Raw genomic sequence first — 19,637 nt, 5'->3', positions numbered from 1 at the left:
AGAAGCGATTTCAAGATCCGATTTCGATCGCACCTCTACGAGATTTAATCAAAAACAGATTCGCTTTCTCGTAATTAGGACGTTCTGGCAACTTAGTTGCAGCAAAAGCGCGATCGAACTCACCGTGCAAACTCAACCGCCAGCGATTCACCTCATCCCAGGATACTTCTTGGTTGCGGATAGATAAAAGTTGCGATCGATAATCCTGCACCCGAACAGGCACAAACCCCTCCTTGAGCACCGTAATTCCTGACAGCAACAAGCGAATTAAGTGCATCGCGTGCTTCCAACGAATTTCCCCAGTATTGCGGAGGTCTTGCTCCATTTTTTTAAATTGAGACAAAACGTAGCTATTGTAAGTTTGATAAACCAATTGAGAAAGAAAGATTTCCCTAATTTCGAGCAATTCTTGTGCGACAGGAGAAACCGTTTCTACCAAAGGCGTGTACAAACATTCTAGCACATTTGGATTAGCTTTTAGTGCCAAGATTAAAAACTTTTGCAGTTCCCAATAGCATTCCTGATTTTCCTTGTTTTCCAATTGTTCTGGAATGCCGTAAAGCGACCAATGAAGGATTGCGGGCGGCAGGTAAATCCCGCGTCTGTCTGTATCGGATTGCTCGTTATCAAGACCATACGCTCTCGAACCAACAATGCAGCGGTAAATTACAGAATCATAGAGATTGTATTCTGCAAGAAAATCTCCTCCTGACTGCAATCCCTCGCTCTGAAACTGCTTGCGGATACTGAGTTCGTGTCGCCGCAGACTAACTTCTGTTCCGTCTGGGAGTTTGACTAAATATGCGTGGGAATTGTCCGTAGGCGATTGAACGATGACGCCTACTAATCCCGGTTTCCAAGATTGGTCACTGGCGGGGTTTTTGACCTCGATTTTGGTGACAATTTGGGTTCCTGCGGGTAGGATTAAGTTGAAATTTTGGGAAATATTGGCATTTGCCATGAGGAAACCTCCTGCGGGGCACGAGTTACAATGTTAGTGTAGCATATATGTAGTACAAACCTGGTGTTTAGGGCGATCGCGTCCCGCCCTCGCCCGTGCTACGGCAATTTTGGCCTTGTGGAACAGTGTCTAATTCACGATCAACGAGGAATACCGCCAGCGCTTTGAGGGGAAGGTGTTGGAGATTGTTGAGACTCACCCGACAATTGCCACGATTAGCAACGGGCAAGCGGTGACGGACTTGCAATTGGTGATGTTAGAGGGTACACTGAGGCAAGAGTTACGTAGAAAAAACGTGCAGTTGTCGAAGTCGAATATTCGCAAGGCGTTTAATTTTAAGGTAATTGGAATCAATACGGTATACTACTTTTCTTATATAAAGCACCCAACATTGGAAACGTCTACCAACTCTCCCGGCTCTCACTCTTAAAGTATAGAAGAACACAGAGGCTGATACATGGATGAAATTGATTGGTTATACCCCTTTGGATGTCTCCCCCCAAGCAATGAAAATGAGTGGTTGAATCTTAAAGACTTTGTAGATATTTATAACTCCATTCATACTACACATTACATCCTAGAATCCTTTCCTGAAAACGATAATCGTACAACTCCAGAACCGGAGATTCTACTTCGTGATGGCGATGCACGGATGGTAATTGAGCGTAAGGCGTTCTCATGGAATTCAGACCATATCAGACATCACCAACTTTGGCATGAGTTTACCAAGACATTTAAAAATCAAGTAATAAGCACTTTTTCCGACGATGTTTATGTGCTTGAGATTAATAATGTAGATATGCCAACTAATAAGAGAGAAGTGATTAGGTTGGCAAATGAAATAGCAAGCTCAGTTATTGAGCATGAAGCATGGATTAAGAATTCAGAAGGAATTGCCACGGATGAATCACCGTCATGGAGCTTCTTTAGAATACCAGAGATAGACCGAGAGGATGCCCCTATTGAGTCGGGTATTTGTTGTAGTCTGAAAAACCAATTTAAGTTCTATAGCGAACAAGAAATAAGAGATTTATCCCCCCAAATAAAATCGCAAGTAGCTAAACTCATAAAACGTGCGGCTCCTAAGTTTGATAAGTATCGTGATTGTATCAAGATTTTAATTTTGGAGTTACATACAAATGTCTTAACTTTTTCAATTAAAAGTTTAATTCAGATTATACAAACTATCGATGTACCTGAAAGTATCGATCAAATCTGGATTGGAGGACAAGTTGAACTGAACAATGGGGAATCAGTATTAGATTATGAATTAGCTGTAAACAATTCGATTTTCGGGGATTTATGGTAGGAAAGTAGCGACAACTCACAATTGAGAAGCGGTGACGGACTGGCAATTGCTGGCGTTAGAGCGTAATCTGATGTGTATGAGAAACGGCAAAATATCCAAATAGTATTAACGTAGACCTGAAAATGTTATCAGAACAAAAATTTAAAGATTTAGTGGACACCACAGAATCTAGTATAAGTTTCAACGATAATGATATAGAGCTTGAATTTTTATATAACCATTATAGAATTCCCTATACTACTTCTTTATCACAATATCAAATAATAAGTCATCTGGGCGAGCAAATTAAAATACATTTGATTCCAGGAAATTTAAAAGCAATATATCTTTGGGGATTAAGGGATCAAGTAATTATACGCTCTATTCTAGACGATCAGCCTTTACAGCCATATTTAAGTATTTTAAATAGGATTTTAGAGGTGATAAACATGGAAGATAAAATTTTACCTTTAGAGTCTGAAGAAGAGTGGCGTATGGCTATTCGTAACGTCAAGGATGACAATACTATATGCGGAAAAAATTATGTTTTAGATATTGAATATTTTAAAAAACTGTTTCCAAGACAGTTTTCGGTTGCTTCTTCAGCTAAGGTTTTGAGAAATTATGGTTATAAGTTAGAAGTGAAAGATGGCAAAATTTGTATTGAGGAATCAGAACAAGAAAAAGTTGCACGCTCTATTGAATGTGATATTCAATTAATGGGTGGGCTGGAAATTGCAAGACGTTTATTTTCTCTAATACAAAACTTGTACGATCCAGAACAAGAAAGATATCATTTAGTGCGTAGACTTGAGGGGCTTAATAAAAACACCCAACCTGAGATACCTATAGGTTATCTTTTGAATTTATGTGTAAAACACTTGGAAAAATCTCCTATTTTATCACCCAATCCAAAAGAAAATTGGGAACGGATGGTAAAATTAGCCACAAGTTTTACATCTGTTTTGGATGTTCAACCATATAACTCTTTCCAACTATACTTTAAAACCTTAGACAACTTATCAGAATTTTTGCAGGAAATCGCTGTATATGACAGTATATTTTGCTTAAATCAACTACGTCCCTCAGATGTACCAAGAATTTTGAGAGGTTTATTTAGTTTAATTAATGTAGATGATATTAATAAAATTCAAGTACAGTTAGGATGGATTCCTGAACAAGCAATTTTAGTGGCTGAAGCAATACTTAACATAGATGTTGATAAATTATCTCCAATTATATTTACTAAGGAACAAGTTAAAGATCAATTACCTGATTTAGATACTACAGTAATTGAAAAAATTTTAGATATTTATTGCCATTCTCATAATCAAGCTAATTCAGAATATAAAATACCCACTGACTTTAGAGATAAAAAATACACTTTTTTCTTGAAGCCTTTGCTAAAACTAGATAGAGGTAAATATGTATTGATGGATCGATCTTGGTGTTCTCCAGCTTTTTATGAAGCTCTTGTAGATACATTAAAGAACATAAAAATACCACCTCAAATCCACGACAAGATGGGAGACTATCTTGAAAGATTTGTCAAAGAGCAATTACAAACTCTAAAAATTAAGTATAGTTATGGCGATTATTCCGTAGATAGCCGTAAATATCAAACATCTAAGCAACAGGGAGAATGCGATATTATTATTGAGTCTGATGATACCATCATCTTTATCGAAATCAAGAAGAAACCATTAACAAATAAAGCTAAAGGTGGATGTGATGCTACTATATTTGCTGATTTGGCCGGTAGCCTTCTAGATTCTCAGATTCAACTTGGATGGCACGAAATTATAATACGCTCAGAAGGATATTTAGAACTTACACCGAACAATGAGCCAAATAATAAATATAGATTAGAGCTTAATAGACGTTCTATTGAAAGAGTTACGCTTACTCTACTAGATTTTGGAGGATTTCAAGCTCGCAATTTCTTGTATCAGTTTCTACAACTAATGCTATCTACAAGTAGTATTGAGGCACTTGATTCACCCGCTAAGGAAATTATTGATAGGTCAAAAATTAATGAAAAGCTTCCTATGTTTTTAAAACAACATGAACACCTTAAAAGTTTAAATCCAAGACAAGAACAGTTTCCCTTCTATGACTGTTGGTTTCTTAGCCTTCCGCAATTTTTAATCCTAATAGATGATTTGAGTGAGAAAAAATCAATCAAAAAACTATTAGACCAAACTAAGTATATATCTACAACTTCCCTTAATTTTTACTTTGAGTATGCTACTGCAAAGAAGCTACTTCACTAAATTAATAATAATAAATCAGTAAGCTAGACTTAGGTTAAATGAGCCAGAACTATTAATAGAATAAATTTAATGGGCAATACAGGATTTGAACCTGTGACCCCTTCCGTGTGAAGGAAGTGCGCTACCACTGTGCTAATTGCCCGCAGATAATTACTGTACCATACTAAGTCCAAATTTGCAACTAAATTTTTCCTAAAAATTCAGCAGCTTGTTTCCGAGTTAAACTCGACACAATGCCAAGAATACAGGCATTTGTCGAGTCTGGCATCAGTTAACCTGCCACCAACCCGCCGCTGGGCCGACAAACCGCACTACAATCCACCAAGCCGCCAAAAGGCCAATCCCGATCCAGCTTCCGCGACTTGTCCACTTCACAAAATCTTCGCTTTGGGTTTTCGTGATTGGCAGCCAGGGAACGATGCGTTCTTCTTTACCGTATTCGTCGCCGATCGACTCTTTGCGACGCTTAGCTTCACCCATAATCTTTGTCTACTAAATTAGATTTCAACTGGATACCTAAACAAATTATACGCCAACAGGTCATCTCAAGCCTGCGTCAGCCAAGTCGTATCCAAATAATCAATCCTCGCAAAAGGACTCAAAGCCGCTAAAACCTGCTGTCCATAACTGCGGTGAATCACCCTGCTGTCAAAAATCGCCACCACCCCTTGACGTTCTCGCACCGGCGCGATCGCCCGTTGCAACTCATTCAACGCCGCCGGCAGCAAATACAACCGAAACCAATCCTTGCGCCGTTCCTTATAATAAGCCACACGCGCCGTCACCAAAGGATTCTCCAAAGAAGGTAGCGGCAAAGTTGCGATCGCCAGCAAGTGAGGCGCCCTCAATTCCCCCTGATGTTCCCGCCAAAACTCCCACCCCGTCACCAAAATCGCATTCTCCCCCACATCAGTCTTTTCAACCTGCACCCGAGAACCGAACTCAGCAGCCAAAATCGCCGCCAGCCGAGCCTTCAGCGGTACATCACCAACAATCAGCACCGTTAAACCCGCCACCGACGCGCTCATAAACAGCAAAGTCCGAATTTCTTCAATTAAAACTCCCTGAAATTCCGGCGTATTCGGCAGCGGCAGCCAGTTGGGAATGTACAGTTGAATTAATTCGCTTTGTCGATCGGGCGAAAACTTAACGCTCGTCAATTCTGGCAGTCCCAGCATTTGCCGGAAAATCGGAGCCTTCGGTTCCACATCCACCGCCCCGCCAATCAACACCACCGGCTGATCGTCCCAAATTTTGCTCAAAACCTCAGCCACCTGCACCGGCGCGCAGTACAGAGAAAATGACCCAGCCTCCCGATGAATTTCCGCCCACCGCAGTTTTCCGTTTGTTTCCCACCGCTGCCAAAAATTGCTCCAAGCAGCCGGAATTAGGGGGTTTGGCTCGATTTTTTCAAACAGCCCCTGCAAAATATTTTGCTCTGCCGTTTCCAGCAAATAGCACTCCTCTGGTTTCGCCGGATGCTTAAAGAAAGCCCGCGTTAGCATTACCCGCCCTTGGAGGATGGCATCGGCTTCCAAAGGCTGAGATTGCATTAAATCATTCCAATCAGCCGGTTGCAAACCCGCCGTCAATTGCTGGCGCGTCCAAACTTCCAAGTCATCCACACCGTCGATAATTGTCGGAATATTCCTGTGCAGTTGCGAATTCCCCGCCAAGCGAGCCGCCAGCCAAGACTGCGGATCTGCTAGCATCAATCCTCGTCCAGTGGCACGATCCGAATAAGTCTCGATCGACCCCTCTGTTTCCAGCCACTCTTGCAAGCGCGGAATTTCCACCGCCTGCAAATGTTCCAGCAGCGGTTTCGGCGCGACTAAAATCACAGGTTCCGGCCACATCAAAATCGGCATCAAATAGCTGACTCGATACCGCTGTCGGTAAGCTCCAGCGGGAAGCCCCGTTTGGATCAGAGCGCTGCGCCCCAAGCGCAATGCCCGCGCCACGAGCCGCGCCATCGTTAAATGGTGGGGCCAGTGCGGCTCGGAGTTCGATCGCAGGAAGCGGAGCAATGAGTTGTGGACTTCTACCTCAATCAATCGGTTTTACACTTGGGATTTATCAATCAAGATAATCAAAACTTGCCAGAAAATCAACTAATTTTTTACCCACGGGCAACAGGAATTTACTCTCATGATTATTTCCACCTCGCCGACCAAAATTCTGGTGACACTGCACGGTCAAACTCTTCTCCCCAGAACTAATTAAAATAGTTTGGGTAGGGGACTCAAAAAAAAATGTTTCCTGACTAATAATTGATTTATTTGATAGCAAATTTCTCAACTCATCTAACTTATTTGTAGCTGCACTCAATGCTCGCTCCAATTGCACTATTCGTTTTTTATCCAAATTTTGACTTTCGATAGTTTTGCCTAGCGCCACAATATTTTTTTGAGTTTGTACAGCATCCTTAAAAGGAAGAATCGCTAAAAACGCTGCTGGCAATAAATGTTCATCGCTATCAAATCTAAAAGTGAGAGTTGTCCGGCGGTAGCCCACTTCAATATTGGGAGGACAGCTCATTGCTGGGTAATGCTGAGCTATTTCGCTGTAAGCTGTTGCTAAAGTGCTGTTTGCTGAGTAGTCTAAAAGTGCGTCAACCACAATTCGTACTAACCCCGGCGTGTGATTTAAAAATTTTCTCGCTTCTGAGGGCGAATTAAATTGTTTAATCTGAGTGCGATCGCCGGTGGGGCTGAGGTCAATCCACTGGCAAGTAATATCATCTGCAATGATGCCAAACCTGGGAACCAAATAGAGTTTTGCTCCTGTTAAAGTAGCCCCCCTTAAATCAGCGCCCACCCAATCTGCCTCAATAAAATTAGTTTCTGTCAAATCAGCGTGAACCAAACTAGCATTGGCTAAATTAGTATTGCTTAAATCTGCTCCGTTGAGGTTGGCTCCGCTCAATTTAGCATCGCTCAAATCGGCACCGTTGAGGTTAGCTCCCGTCAAATCCGCCCATTGGAGGTTAGCTCCGCTCAAATTGGCACTGCTGAGATTCACTTGTTGCAAAGAAGCTTGTGTCAAATCTGCATTGCTAAAATTGACCCCATTGAGCTCTGCTTTAGTCAGATCGGTGCCGTGCAAGTTAGCTTCTTGAAAGTTAGCTGAAGCAGCCGAAGCACCTCTGAGATTTGCACCGGAAAGATTAGCACCGCACAGGTTAGCTTGCGTCAGTTTTACCTCTCTTAAATCTGCTTCAGTCAGGTTTGCACCGCTGAAGTTAGTTTTGCTGAGTTTGCAGCGGACTAATTCGCTTCTAATCAGAGATGCTCCGATTAATTGAGCTGCACTTAAATCGGCTCTCACTAAGTTTGCTACGTTGAGAGTAGCCCCGTTTAATATTGCCCGCGAGAGATTGGTGCTGCTGAGTCTAGCCACATTCAGGTTAGCTTCGCTCAAGTTAGCTTCGCTCAAGTTAGCGCCACTGATGTTGGTGACAAATAAGCTAGCGCGCCTTAAAATTGATTCGCTGAGGTTGATGCGGCTGAGATTAGCTTCATTCAAGTTGATTCCTGTGAAATCTCTGTCGCCTTCTGTGTATCTTTTGACGAGTGCAAATCTTTTGAGAAGTTCTTCAGCTTCCATTTCTTTTACCTGACTGAAAGGGCAATCGGCTAGTTTTTATATGGCATGAATTGAAATTATCTCAAATTAATTTATAGTATTTACTCGCCGAGCTGATAAAAGCTTTTGACAAACTCAACCACCGTATTTAGCGGCGGGGTTGTGAATCTTTGGGCTTTAATTGCAGGACCGATCGAGGTTTTGGTGACTCCTGGCAAATTTGTCAAGTTTCTGCCAAAGTCTGGGTGATAATGAACCATCAAACTGTCGCCGCTGGAGTTAGCCAGTACAGTTTGGGTAGGCGATTGAAAAAAACTCGATACCGATTCGCGATCGAGGCGAACAGGCTGAATTTTCATTTCGCCTATTTTTCTAATTGTTTTGGTCAGGGTCACGTTCAATTGCACTACCAGATTAGAGACTCTGACGCCCAGGCTATTACCGCTTTGGGGTTGAATCATCTTGATCAGAGTAATGAGATTTTTCTGAGTAAATGCCGCGTCGCTAAAGGGAATAATGGCCACGAAAGCTGTGAGAAATAGTTGGTCGTCCTGGTCTATTCTAAATGAGATGATTGTGCGTCGCGAATTAACTTCTATGCTGGGAGGATTGCTCAAACCCGAGTATTGACGGGCAATTTGGCGGTAGGTAGCCGCGAGGATAAAGTTAGCGTCGGGGTCTAGGGGTCGATCGACAATAATTTGAACTGTCGGCGGTGTAGCATTGAAAAACCTTTGAGATTCTTCTGGGGTAAAGCGCTGAATGTGGCTGCGATCGCCGTTAGGACTGAGGTCAACCCAATCGCAGGTAATGTCATCTGCTTTGAGATCGAACCTGGACACGGCGTAAATTTTTGCCCCCGTCAGGGCCGCCCCTGTCAAATCTGCGCCCACCCAATCAGCATGAATCAAATTCGCTTGAGTCAAATCCGCGTGTACCAGAGTAGCGTTCAACAGGTTGACATTGTTCAAATTTGCCCCGTACAAGTTGGCCCCGCTCAATCTCGCTTCGTCGAGGTCAGCGCCCGTCAGGTTCGCCCCGCTGAGGTCAGCCCACCGGAGATTAGCCCCTCGCAAGTCTGCCCCGCTGAGGTTTGCCTGAGAAAGATTAGCTTGTCTGAGTTCGGCATTGCAGAGGTTGACTCCTCGCAAGTCTGCCCTGCTGAGGTCGGCTCTGTGCAAGTTGGCCCGTTCCAAGTTGGCCACTGTCAGACAAGCGCCTCTCAGGTGAGCCCCGCTGAGGTCAGCTTGCTCTAGATTGGCTTCTCTGAGGGTTGCTTCTCTCAAATCTGCTTCGCTGAGGTTTGCACCGCTCAAATTTGCACCGCTGAGGTTGGCTCGAATCAGTTCGGATCTGATCAGGGTAGCTTCGACGAGTTTGGCTTCGCTGAGGTCGGCTCGAATCAAGTTAGCTACGTTGAGGATAGCGCCGCTGAGGTTGGCTTTGTGCAGATTGGTACCGCTGAGTCTGGCAACATTGAGTTTGGCTTTTCTCATGTTGGCGTTTGACAAATTGCTGCCGCTCATGTTGGTGAGGCTCAAGATTGCCTCGCTGAAATTAGCCCCGCTGAGATCGATCCTGCTGAGATTTGCCTCGCAAAGGAGGATGGCAGTAAAGTCTCTTTCTCCTGCTGTATATTTGGCGATGAGTTCTTCGGCGTCCATGCTTTTGACTTTCCCTGATGTGTTAGCTAGAACAAAGCTTTGTTATGCCAACCTTTAAAATAGAATAAGCATTTTTTGTAACTAGATGCAATATGCTTAGACATCTATATTGTGGAAGCCTTTTATAAAATCCAAAATGCTAGTGATATTAGCTTGACCCAATTTTGTGCTTTCGGCTAACTTGCCTGGGCTTGAGTTGTTCGGATCGTATTTTTTAATCAGGCGCTTGCCGAAGGCTGGGTGGTGATATACGCTGAGTCTTTGGTCGCGGGAATTAATTAAGATCATCTGTGTAGGAATTTGAAAAAAATTGATGCTTTCGCCGATTTTTGGAAAAGAGCTGGAAATTTTGATTTGGTCTACCTTGCTAATAGCTTGGTTGAGAGCTTTGCTGCATAACTGGACGTGTTTGGATTCTTTGACGTTAAGTTTGCCTGCATCGTGAGATTGAATCATTTTCATCAAAGCAATCAGGTTTTTTTGAGTTGTGGCGGCGTCATTAAAAGGAATGATCGCAACGTAAGCGGTGGCAAATAATTTATCGTCGCTGTCCATTTTAAAGGCGAGTACGGTGCGCCTGGAGCTGACTTCGATCGTGGGCGGCTGACTTAAACTCGGGTATTGTTGGGCAATTTGGTAATAAGTTGCAGCTAGGGCAAAATGAGCGCCTTGGTCTAAGGGGGAGTCAATCACAATCCGAACAGTGGGCAAGGTTTCGTGAAAAAAGTCGTGGGTTCCTCCAGAGTTCAACCAGTAAATTTGGCTGTGGTCGCCGTTGGGGCTGAGATCGACCCACTTGCAGGTCATGCCTTCGGTTTTGATGCCGAGCCGCGAGACTGCGTGGAGTTTGGCTCCGGTTAAGGTGGCTCCGGTTAAGTCGGCTCCAATCCAGTCGGCGCGGATGAGATAGGCATTTGACAGGTCGGCGTGAACTAAACTGGCATTGAGCAAGTTGGCGTGGCAGAGGTCGGCTCGGCTGAGGTCGGCCCCGCTCAATTTGGCTTCGCTGAGGTCGGCCCAGCGCAGGTTGCAGCCGCTGAGGATGGCCCAGCGCAAATTGACGCCGCTGAGGTCGGCTCCGCTGAGTACGGCTTGAGTGAGGTTGGCTTGTCGCAGTTCTGTGCCTCGCAGGTCTGCGCCGCTGAGGTCGGCTCGGCTGAGGTCGGCACCTTGCAGGTTTGCTTGTTCGAGGTTGGCTTCTGTCAAGGACGCGCCGCTGAGGTGAGCGCCTCGAAGATTGGCTCCGCTGAGGTTAGCTCCTCGGAGGGTGGCTTCGGTGAGGGTGGCACCGCTGAGGTTTGCTCCGCTGAGGTTAGCGCCGCTGAGTTCGGCTCGAATTAACTCGGCTCTGATCAGTTTGGCTCCTACGAGTATGGCTTTTTTGAGGTCAACTCGGACTAGGTAGGCGACGTTGAGGTCGGCGTCGGTGAGGTCGGCGCCGCCTAGATGGGCGCCGCTGAGTCTGGCGATGTTGAGTTTGGCACCTGTGAGGTTGGTTTTGCTGAGGTTGGCTCCGCTGAGGTTTGCTACACTCAGATTCGCACCCTTGAGGTTGGCTCCGCTCAAGTTGACGCCGCTGAGGTTGGCCTCAGTCAGGTTGATTCCGGCAAAGTTTCTTTCTCCGGCGGCATATTGTTTTAGGAGTTCCTCGACTGTCATGGGGGCGGCACCGTATCAAATATCCCCATTTTATTGCTATGAATATCGGTATTGTAGGACTGGGTTTAATTGGCGGCTCGATCGGGCTGGATTTGCGATTGCGCGGGTTTAATGTTTTTGGGGTTTCGAGTCGGCAGCAGACTTGCTCTCGGGCGCAAGCTCGCGGTGTTGTCAATGAAGCCAGCATACACCTGTCTCTAATGGCAGCAGCCGATGTGGTTTTTATTTGCACGCCGCTGGGCTCGATCGAGCCGATCGTCCGAGAGTTGGTGCCCTATCTTTCCCGGGATACTATTGTAACCGATGTCGGTTCCGTAAAAACACCTATAGTGCAGGCTGTATCTTCTCTGTGGCCGAACTTTGTGGGGGGACACCCGATGGCGGGGACTGCTGAAAGCGGAATCGAGGCGGCGGTGCCCGATTTGTTTGTGGGCCGGCCTTACGTGGTGACGCCGACTGCCGAGACGCCGCCGCGTGCGGTGGATCAGGTTGAGGAAATTGCGCGGTTGCTGGGTGCTAAAGTTTACCGATGTGGCCCGATCGAGCACGATCGAGCTGTGGCTTGGATTTCTCATTTGCCGCTAATGGCGAGCGCGACGCTGGTTGCTGCCTGCGATCGAGAGGGCGATCGGCATATTGTTAATTTAGCCCAACATTTGGCGAGTTCGGGTTTTCGGGATACGAGCCGGGTTGGGGGCGGCAATCCCGAGCTGGGAGTGATGGTGGCAAAGTACAATCGAGAGGAATTGTTGCGATCGCTCTCTATTTACCGCGACAGTCTCGACGAGTTCATCAGCGATATCGAAGCCCAAAATTGGCAAGCTCTCGAACACAAGCTGAAGCTGACTCAACAAGCGAGACACAATTACAACTTGTGAGCCAAAAATTACTTAAAACTGAGATATTGCACCCTTTTCAATAGGTTTGATTGTGGGGCCCGCTAGAAGAGCAACGACCCACAATCAAACTCACTCTTCGCGGAACTGGCCCGAAAGCCTGTTAAGCGAGAATGGTGCAAGATCTCAGTTAAAACTGTCCCCGTCTCGATTATGATTTGTGGACGCCTATATATTGAGTTTCAATGTACACTTATTCTCGACTCAAGCGATTTTTACTGGGTGAATCTCTCCCCACTAGCGCATCTATTCATGAACGCCTGAGCAACCCTACAGGACTAGCTGTTCTGGCGTCCGATGCACTTTCGTCTGTTGCCTACGCTACTCAAGAAACTCTGCTGGTGCTATTACTAGCGGGCAGTAGCAGTTTGAGCTTATCGCTGCCTATTTCTGCAATTATTATTTTACTGTTGGCGATCGTTGCGCTGTCTTACCGACAGACAATTAAAGCGTACCCTAACGGCGGTGGCGCTTACATTGTGGCGCGAGAAAATTTAGGTATTTATCCTGGTTTGATCGCAGCAGCTTCGCTGATGATTGATTACATCCTCACCGTCACAGTAAGTATTTCGGCTGGGGTGGCAGCCTTGACTTCAGCAGTTCCCTCGCTGCACCCCTACACAGTTGAACTGTGCTTAGTTTTTATTGTCCTAATCATGTTTGCCAATCTCAGGGGATTGCGGGAATCTGGCAATATATTTATGGTTCCCACCTATGGGTTTCTCGTTGGGATTTTTGTTTTGATTGGCTGCGGTTTATTCCAACAGGCAACAGGTCAGGTTATGCCGACATTACAAAATATTCCAGCTCAGGAACCTTTGGGATTATTTCTGCTGGCGCGGGCCTTTGCGGCGGGCTGTACAGCCCTGACTGGAGTTGAAGCCATATCAGACGGGGTGTTGGCTTTTAAGCCTCCTGAATGGAAGAATGCGCGCCTGACTTTGAGCTATATGGGGGGAATTCTGGGAGCGATGTTTTTGGGAATTAGTTACTTGGCTCATATTTATCAGGTGATTCCTACAGAACATGAAACGCTCCTTTCTGTGTTGGGAAAACAGATTTTTGGTGTCGGTATATTTTATTACTATTTGCAGGCAGCAACTCTGTTAATTTTGCTGTTGGCTGCGAATACGAGTTATGCGGATTTTCCGCGACTTTGTTATTTTTTGGCGCGGGACGGGTTTTTGCCGAGGCAGTTGTCGCTGTTGGGCGATCGCCTGGTTTATTCTAATGGCATTAATCTGCTCAGTCTCTGCGCTGCATTTTTAATTATCCTCTTTCGAGGCAATACGAGCGCGGTGCTTCCCCTGTATGCGGTTGGAGTTTTCACTTCTTTTACTCTCTCCCAATCGGGAATGGTAATTCACTGGTTTAAGGAACGAGGTAAAGGTTGGCAAGTTAGTGCTGCGATGAACGGTATTGGTGCAGTGGCAACAACAGGAGTTTTAGCTGTAATTCTCGCTACAAAATTCCTTTTGGGAGCTTGGGTTGTCGTAGTAACTATTCCGATCGCAGTCAGTCTATTTTTAGCGATTCACCGACACTATCGGTATGTCGCGGCTCGGTTGAGCATTCAGGGAATAGAACCGAGGTCTTATCTTCGCAGACCTAGAGTTAAGACGGTGACACATCCGGCAGTGGTGTTAGTCGGGCAGTTGCACCGAGGAACTTTCGAGGCTCTAGATTACGCTCGTTTAATTGCTGATGAAGTTGTGGCAGTTCACGTGGATATTGGTTTGACCGATCGAGCAAAATTACAAGCGGCTTGGCAAGATTTGCAATCTGATATTCCTTTGGAAATTCTGGACTCGCCTTACCGTTCTGTTGGTTCGGCTTTGACACACTTTTTGACTTTGTTTGAAGAGCAGCGGCCTGGAGTGTTCTTGACCCTGATTATTCCGGCTTTTGTGACGCGGAATTGGTGGGAGGGACTGCTGCACAATCAAACTGCTTTCTTTTTGAAAGCTGCTTTGCGGGCGAAAAGAAGTCGGGTTGTAACAACGGTTAGATATTATCTTTAAGCAATCTCTAGTTAAAAGTTTGCCATTTTTCGCCTGTCAAACAAACTTATTGAGGACTTGCGCAGCAACCTGGTTTGTTTCTGGAGGTTTTGTTGCTCAACCTAAGATTTATTGTAGAAACCGGGTTCTTTGACCCCACAATTCTCCGTGTAGCGCGAGGGATCTCTGTTAAAAAACGCGGTTTTTTAAGTTTCGGTGCGTAAGTGAGGTATTCACTCTACAAGTCCACCGACTAGCTCATCGGCGCGGAAGAAACCGGGTTTTTTGACCTTAGTCCTAGGTTAAAAAACCCCGTTTATCAGAGCAGGAGTGCGTCCAGGACTTTTGCTGTTACAAATATAATCAAACACACAGTAAAGATGTCAGTATTTTTACGGTAATGATGTTATTTAAAATTGACAATCATCTAAAATTTTACTAACTTGTAAAGGACAAGCAAAAGCTCTATTCTTTGAAAAAATAAATTATGAGCGATCAATTAAGCAAACTCAGTGAAGTGTCGATGGTCTCAGCCAATTTTGGCAATGGGTTAGCCTATAGAGAGATTCTCCTGGATTGGTTTAAGTTTTTAGGCGGCAAACCAGGGGAAGTTATTGTTGTTGACGGTGGCAGCGATAGCGACACTCAAAAAGTTTATTGGGAACTGTATCAGGAGGGTTTAATTGATAAGCTCCAAATCATTGCATCGCACCATCAAGACAATGACAAAGAGAGATGTTTTATTCAGGAGTATACAGCGGGAGCAATCGCTAGCAAGCCGTATGTATTGTGGTTCAAAATTGACACGTTACCTTACAGAGAAGGCCACGACGGTTGGTTAGAGGAAGCGATCGATTATCTCGAACGAGATGAAATTTTTGCAGTCGGCGGAGCTTTTAACAGAACGTTCCCACATCTCGACGCTTGGGCTGGGTGGTACTTCATTCAAGCCTGCACGATCAATTTTTCTTTGATGAAGCACAGTACCTTCGTTGCAGTCATGCAAGAATATGCGGGTGAATATATTGCTTCAAGATTTGAAGGAACACACCAGTTTGGCAGGTTTTTGCTGGAAGAAGCATTTAGCGCATATATGGAGGCTCACAACCAATATACTTTGTGTAAGGTTGAAGACCAGAGCTGGACGGTATTTCACACGAATGCTCAAGACGAATATTTGCAGGAGGTTCGGGAGAAATATTTGGCTCGCGAAGATGTTAAAACTTTCATGAATGCGGGCCTTGCTAAAGACATCAGTCAATTTCTTTACTACGGAAAGCCACCTGTAAGAAGCAGCATGATTCAGAAAATGCGCATGGCTTTGGGAGAAACAAAAGTTGGGGGTTATTGGCGGGAATTGAAAAAAAGTCTGGTTTTTGGGAAAACTGAGCCCAACCCTTAGTCAGCTCATTTATATTTAACAATAAAAGGAAGGAAACTAGCTTTTATCGGCGCTGACAGCGCAGAAAAACAGCAGAACAGGGAAGAGGTTCACAAATCTTGGCTCCCTCGCTATGGCAGAGAATGTGAGTAAATTGACCCGGAAAAAATGAGATGTCATACTTGTAGTGAGTCGAGAAGTTGCCTTCAACTTCTATATATAAAGATTGCGGCTGCTGAACCAAATTCTTTTACTAACTACAACATCTCTTCCATTTGTGGCGGTTGTACTGCAACCCGCAACAGACTATTTATGCAGCAGCCAAAAAACTTGAACAGGCTTTTGCGAGCTTTGTCTCGGCAAGGTCTTGATGTTAGTTACGACAATAAAGTCTACTCGATTTGTCTCAATAGTTCTTTGAATGAACACTGGCAAGATGCCGGTGCTCCAACAGCAGAAGTTTTGCTCCCAGAGGATTTTCCTGTGGAAGAAAAGGCGCTCAAACAGTTAGCAAATTTGGCGAATGTTCGACACCCTCAAGGCGGCTGCGTTTGCCGCGCTTGCGCTACTCCAGATTTCCATCCGGGGGATTCGGGGGTGGCGATCGGCTCTATTGTAGAAACAGCAGGAATGGTGATTCCGGCGGCTGTCGGTTCCGATATTAACTGCGGGATGCGGTTACACGTTGCGGATTTGTCGATCGAACAATTCCTCAGTCAGCGCGATCGATTTGTAGAATTGCTCAAAGGCGATTATTTCTTCGGTACTCGCGATGTCAGCATGACTGCAAAAACTGCTCGCGCGATGTTCCAACACGGGATTCCCGGATGGCTGGATGCTTTGCGGGACAAGCCAACCGGCAGTGCGGCTAATTCGGATTTCGAGCAGTTGGCGACAGAGTGCAATCGCACTTTCCTCGGCGGTTCCATGAATGGCGATGTCGAATGGGCCCCTGCAGAATTAGTCCCAAACGACGGCTTAGTCAGGGATGGCGGCTTAGGTACTATCGGCGGCGGCAATCACTTTGTGGAAATTCAAGTGGTTGAGGAAGTTATCGATAGAGCTACGGCTTATACTTGGGGAGTTCGATCGGGACAAATCGCTTTCATGATTCACTCGGGTTCGCGGAATGTCGGCAAATACATCGGCGGAATGTGGCGCGATCGAGCTTGCCAGGCCTGGCCGAAAACTCTGAAACATCCTGAATCCAGGCTTTTTCCGCTGTCTGTCGCAGCCAATCCCGAACTTGTAAGCAGCTACCTGCAAGGGGAAGCAACAGCCGCTAACTACGGTTTTATCAACCGTTTGCTGCTAGCAGAATTTCTGCGGTTGCGTTTGCGGCAAGTTTTCGGTGATGTCGAAGCTCCCTTAGTATACGATGTCCCTCACAATATTACCTTAGCTGAAGGTGCCGGCTGGGTGACTCGCAAAGGTGCTTGTCCCGCACATTCGGGCCAGCCTGTAATTGTACCGGGTTCGATGGGCGCGGCCTCTTATTTGCTGGTTGGGACAGGGAACGATCGATTTTTGCGATCGGCTTCTCACGGTGCAGGAAGGGCGCGATCGCGCTTCGATATGAGTCGCAAAGTTGTTGACAAAACTGACTCCGCTTTGGGATTAACCGACGTAGATTGCATTACCTTGCGCGAACGAAGAACGCAGAATCGAAGAAGCACCGACGGCTTACAAGCCAATTCAACCAGTAATTGACGTTCAGGTTGAGGCGAAAATAGTTGGTGTAGTCGCTAAACTGAAGCCAGTGTTAACATTTAAAGCGTAGCCTGGGGCTATTTCTCCGTTTTCAATAACTGGTGTCCAAACCAGGCTGAAAGCCGGTTATCAAAGACAATTTCTTAGTTGTGGAACCGGCATCTTGCCCGTTTCTAAAGCTGTGAGAGTAAGTGCAAAATCTAAAAATTGCCCAATTACCCCCAATCCTCAATTGTCACCACATCACTCAAAACCTGTCCATCCCCTACAGCGGCTGCTGAAGTACGGCCGTCGCTACCGCCTGAAAGCTTGGCTAGCAAGTATCTGTTCGCTGCTCAATAAATTCTTCGATTTAGCACCACCAGCATTAATCGGTATTGCCGTTGATGTGGTGGTGAAACAGCAAGATTCTATCCTCGCTCAGTGGGGCATAAAAGATGTCTTTTGGCAACTGGCAATTATCACTCTTTTGAGCGCGATTGTTTGGACTTTGGAATCTCTTTTTGAATATGCCTATGATTATTTTTGGCGCAATTTGGCTCAGGATATTGAACACGATTTGCGTCTGGAAGCTTACAGCCATTTGCAGGAATTAGAATTAGCTTATTTTGAAGAACGCAGCACGGGCGGTTTGATTTCTATTCTCAATGATGATATCAATCAACTAGAACGTTTTTTGGACGACGGCGCTAATGAGGTAATTCAAGTAATGACAACGGTTGTTGTGATTGGCGCGGCTTTTTTTGCTGCATCTCCTGGCGTTGCTGGGCTGTCAATGCTGCCGATACCTTTTATTATTTGGGGCTCGATCGCCTTTCAAAATCGCCTCGCTCCTCTCTATGCTGATGTGCGGGAAAAGGTGAGTTTTCTGAACGGGCAACTGTCGAATAATTTGATGGGAATTACTACTATTAAAAGTTTTACTTCCGAAGATTATGAAATTCAGCGCATCGAAACACAAAGCCAAGCTTACCGCCAAAGCAACCGACGGGCGATCGTACTTTCGGCTGCTTTTATTCCGCTGATTCGGGTGGTGATTTTCTTGGGGTTTATTGCAACGCTATTTCTGGGCGGTTTGGAGGTTGTGGCGGGCCGGTTGTCTGTGGGAACTTACAGCGTTTTGGTGTTTTTGACCCAGCGGTTGCTGTGGCCGCTGACTCGCCTGGGAAATACTCTGGATCAATACCAGCGCGCAATGGCTTCTACTAATCGGGTGATGAATTTGTTGGATACTCCGATCGCAATTCACACGGGTGATATTCGGCGGCCGGTTAGTTCGATTAAGGGTGAGCTAGAATTTAAAAATGTTACTTTTTCTTACAATCAAAGAAAGCCGATTTTGCAGTATTTTTCTCTGACTCTGCCGGCCGGAAAAACTACTGCGATTGTTGGCGCTACTGGTTCGGGAAAGAGTACGCTGGTGAAACTCATCTTGAGGCTGTACGAGGTACAGTACGGCAATATTTATCTCGACGGTATAGAATTAAATAACCTGAATTTAAAAGATTTGCGCAGAGCGATCGGATTGGTGAGTCAAGATGTGTTTTTGTTTCACGGTACGGTGGCAGAAAATATTGCTTACGGCAGTTTTGAGGCAAGCAATCGAGAGATAGTAAATGCTGCTAAAATTGCGGAGGCTCACGAGTTTATTTCGCAATTGCCCGACGGTTACAACACTATTGTAGGGGAACGCGGTCAAAAATTGTCGGGGGGGCAGCGGCAGCGAATTGCAATTGCACGGGCTGTTTTGAAGAATCCGCCGATTTTGATTCTTGACGAAGCTACTTCAGCGGTGGATAACGAGACTGAGGCGGCAATTCAGCGATCGCTCGAACGAATTACCAAGAATCGCACTACAATTGCGATCGCCCACCGTCTTTCTACTGTCCGCAATGCCGATTGCATTTGTGTCATGGAAGAGGGGCTAGTGGTAGAATCGGGGCAGCACGAACAACTGATCGAACAGGACGGAATTTATGCGGCGCTCTGGCGCGTGCAATCTGGTATAAGATAGAAACGCAGCGGTTTTGGGTAATTGGGAATTGGTAATTGGTAATTGGTAATATCATGTCTGGTAGCATCATAACTATATGGGTGGAGCGGTTTTATGAGATAATTAATTTGAGACGTAGATTGTTGGTAAAACCCGCCCCTTGTATCTTAAAAGAGTCAGGCGATAGATCGCTACGTCAGTCAGTCGATCGCGACACCAAGCAGGCG

At 45.5% G+C, this 19,637-nt stretch carries 14 protein-coding genes and 1 tRNA gene; 8 read left to right on the top strand and 7 right to left on the bottom strand.

Annotation, left to right across the window (positions count from 1 at the left end):
• Positions 1–10: 10 nt before the first annotated feature.
• On the bottom strand, positions 11–961 hold the full coding sequence (locus QUB30_RS22695; protein WP_333337830.1) for a DNA polymerase beta superfamily protein: 951 nt from the start codon (positions 959–961) through the stop codon (positions 11–13).
• Positions 962–1,418: 457 nt separating this feature from the next.
• On the opposite strand from QUB30_RS22695, the gene QUB30_RS22690 reads away from it, so the two are divergent.
• A complete protein-coding gene (locus QUB30_RS22690; RefSeq protein ID WP_333337828.1) occupies positions 1,419–2,270 on the top strand; it encodes a hypothetical protein in 852 nt (283 codons plus the stop codon).
• A gap of 122 nt (positions 2,271–2,392) precedes the next feature.
• Complete coding sequence (locus tag QUB30_RS22685; protein WP_333337824.1) at positions 2,393–4,522, top strand: hypothetical protein; 2,130 nt, start codon at positions 2,393–2,395, stop codon at positions 4,520–4,522.
• Positions 4,523–4,592: 70 nt separating this feature from the next.
• Here the strand turns inward: QUB30_RS22685 and QUB30_RS22680 are convergent.
• From QUB30_RS22680 to QUB30_RS22655, 6 genes are all read right to left on the bottom strand, one after another.
• A tRNA-Val gene (locus QUB30_RS22680) sits at positions 4,593–4,664 on the bottom strand.
• Positions 4,665–4,789: 125 nt separating this feature from the next.
• Positions 4,790–5,002 (bottom strand): DUF2839 domain-containing protein, encoded by a 213-nt coding sequence (locus tag QUB30_RS22675; protein ID WP_333337821.1) that lies wholly within the window; start codon positions 5,000–5,002, stop codon positions 4,790–4,792.
• Positions 5,003–5,067: 65 nt separating this feature from the next.
• The gene (locus QUB30_RS22670; RefSeq protein ID WP_333337818.1) at positions 5,068–6,576 is read right to left on the bottom strand and encodes a helicase C-terminal domain-containing protein; all 1,509 of its coding nucleotides are present in this window, start codon (positions 6,574–6,576) and stop codon (positions 5,068–5,070) included.
• Between the two features lie 22 nt (positions 6,577–6,598).
• Positions 6,599–8,128, bottom strand: coding sequence for a pentapeptide repeat-containing protein (locus QUB30_RS22665; RefSeq protein ID WP_333337815.1), 1,530 nt, complete (start codon positions 8,126–8,128; stop codon positions 6,599–6,601).
• An 80-nt stretch (positions 8,129–8,208) separates the two neighbouring features.
• The gene (locus QUB30_RS22660; protein ID WP_333337811.1) at positions 8,209–9,771 is read right to left on the bottom strand and encodes a pentapeptide repeat-containing protein; all 1,563 of its coding nucleotides are present in this window, start codon (positions 9,769–9,771) and stop codon (positions 8,209–8,211) included.
• 96 nt (positions 9,772–9,867) lie between these two features.
• A complete protein-coding gene (locus tag QUB30_RS22655) occupies positions 9,868–11,430 on the bottom strand; it encodes a pentapeptide repeat-containing protein (RefSeq protein WP_333234568.1) in 1,563 nt (520 codons plus the stop codon).
• 38 nt (positions 11,431–11,468) lie between these two features.
• Between QUB30_RS22655 and QUB30_RS22650 the strand changes: the two genes are divergently transcribed.
• From QUB30_RS22650 to QUB30_RS22625, 6 genes are all read left to right on the top strand, one after another.
• Positions 11,469–12,308, top strand: coding sequence for a prephenate/arogenate dehydrogenase (locus QUB30_RS22650; RefSeq protein ID WP_333337808.1), 840 nt, complete (start codon positions 11,469–11,471; stop codon positions 12,306–12,308).
• Between the two features lie 203 nt (positions 12,309–12,511).
• Positions 12,512–14,347, top strand: a complete 1,836-nt coding sequence (locus QUB30_RS22645) for an APC family permease (RefSeq protein WP_333337805.1) — start codon at positions 12,512–12,514, stop codon at positions 14,345–14,347.
• A gap of 466 nt (positions 14,348–14,813) precedes the next feature.
• Positions 14,814–15,728 (top strand): glycosyltransferase family A protein, encoded by a 915-nt coding sequence (locus QUB30_RS22640; protein WP_333337803.1) that lies wholly within the window; start codon positions 14,814–14,816, stop codon positions 15,726–15,728.
• Between the two features lie 291 nt (positions 15,729–16,019).
• Positions 16,020–17,417: an RtcB family protein gene (locus QUB30_RS22635; RefSeq protein WP_333337800.1), complete on the top strand. Its 1,398-nt coding sequence runs from the start codon at positions 16,020–16,022 to the stop codon at positions 17,415–17,417.
• Positions 17,371–17,487: an RtcB family protein gene (locus QUB30_RS22630; protein ID WP_333337948.1), complete on the top strand. Its 117-nt coding sequence runs from the start codon at positions 17,371–17,373 to the stop codon at positions 17,485–17,487. Before QUB30_RS22635 ends, QUB30_RS22630 begins: the two co-directional genes overlap by 47 nt.
• 144 nt (positions 17,488–17,631) lie before the next feature.
• Positions 17,632–19,431: an ABC transporter ATP-binding protein gene (locus QUB30_RS22625; protein WP_445300533.1), complete on the top strand. Its 1,800-nt coding sequence runs from the start codon at positions 17,632–17,634 to the stop codon at positions 19,429–19,431.
• Positions 19,432–19,637 lie beyond the last annotated feature (206 nt).

The organism is Microcoleus sp. BROC3, assembly GCF_036702515.1.
GTDB lineage: Bacteria > Cyanobacteriota > Cyanobacteriia > Cyanobacteriales > Microcoleaceae > Microcoleus.
The sequence above is the reverse complement of the archived record's forward strand: the minus strand, read 5'-3'. Positions and strand labels throughout refer to the sequence as shown.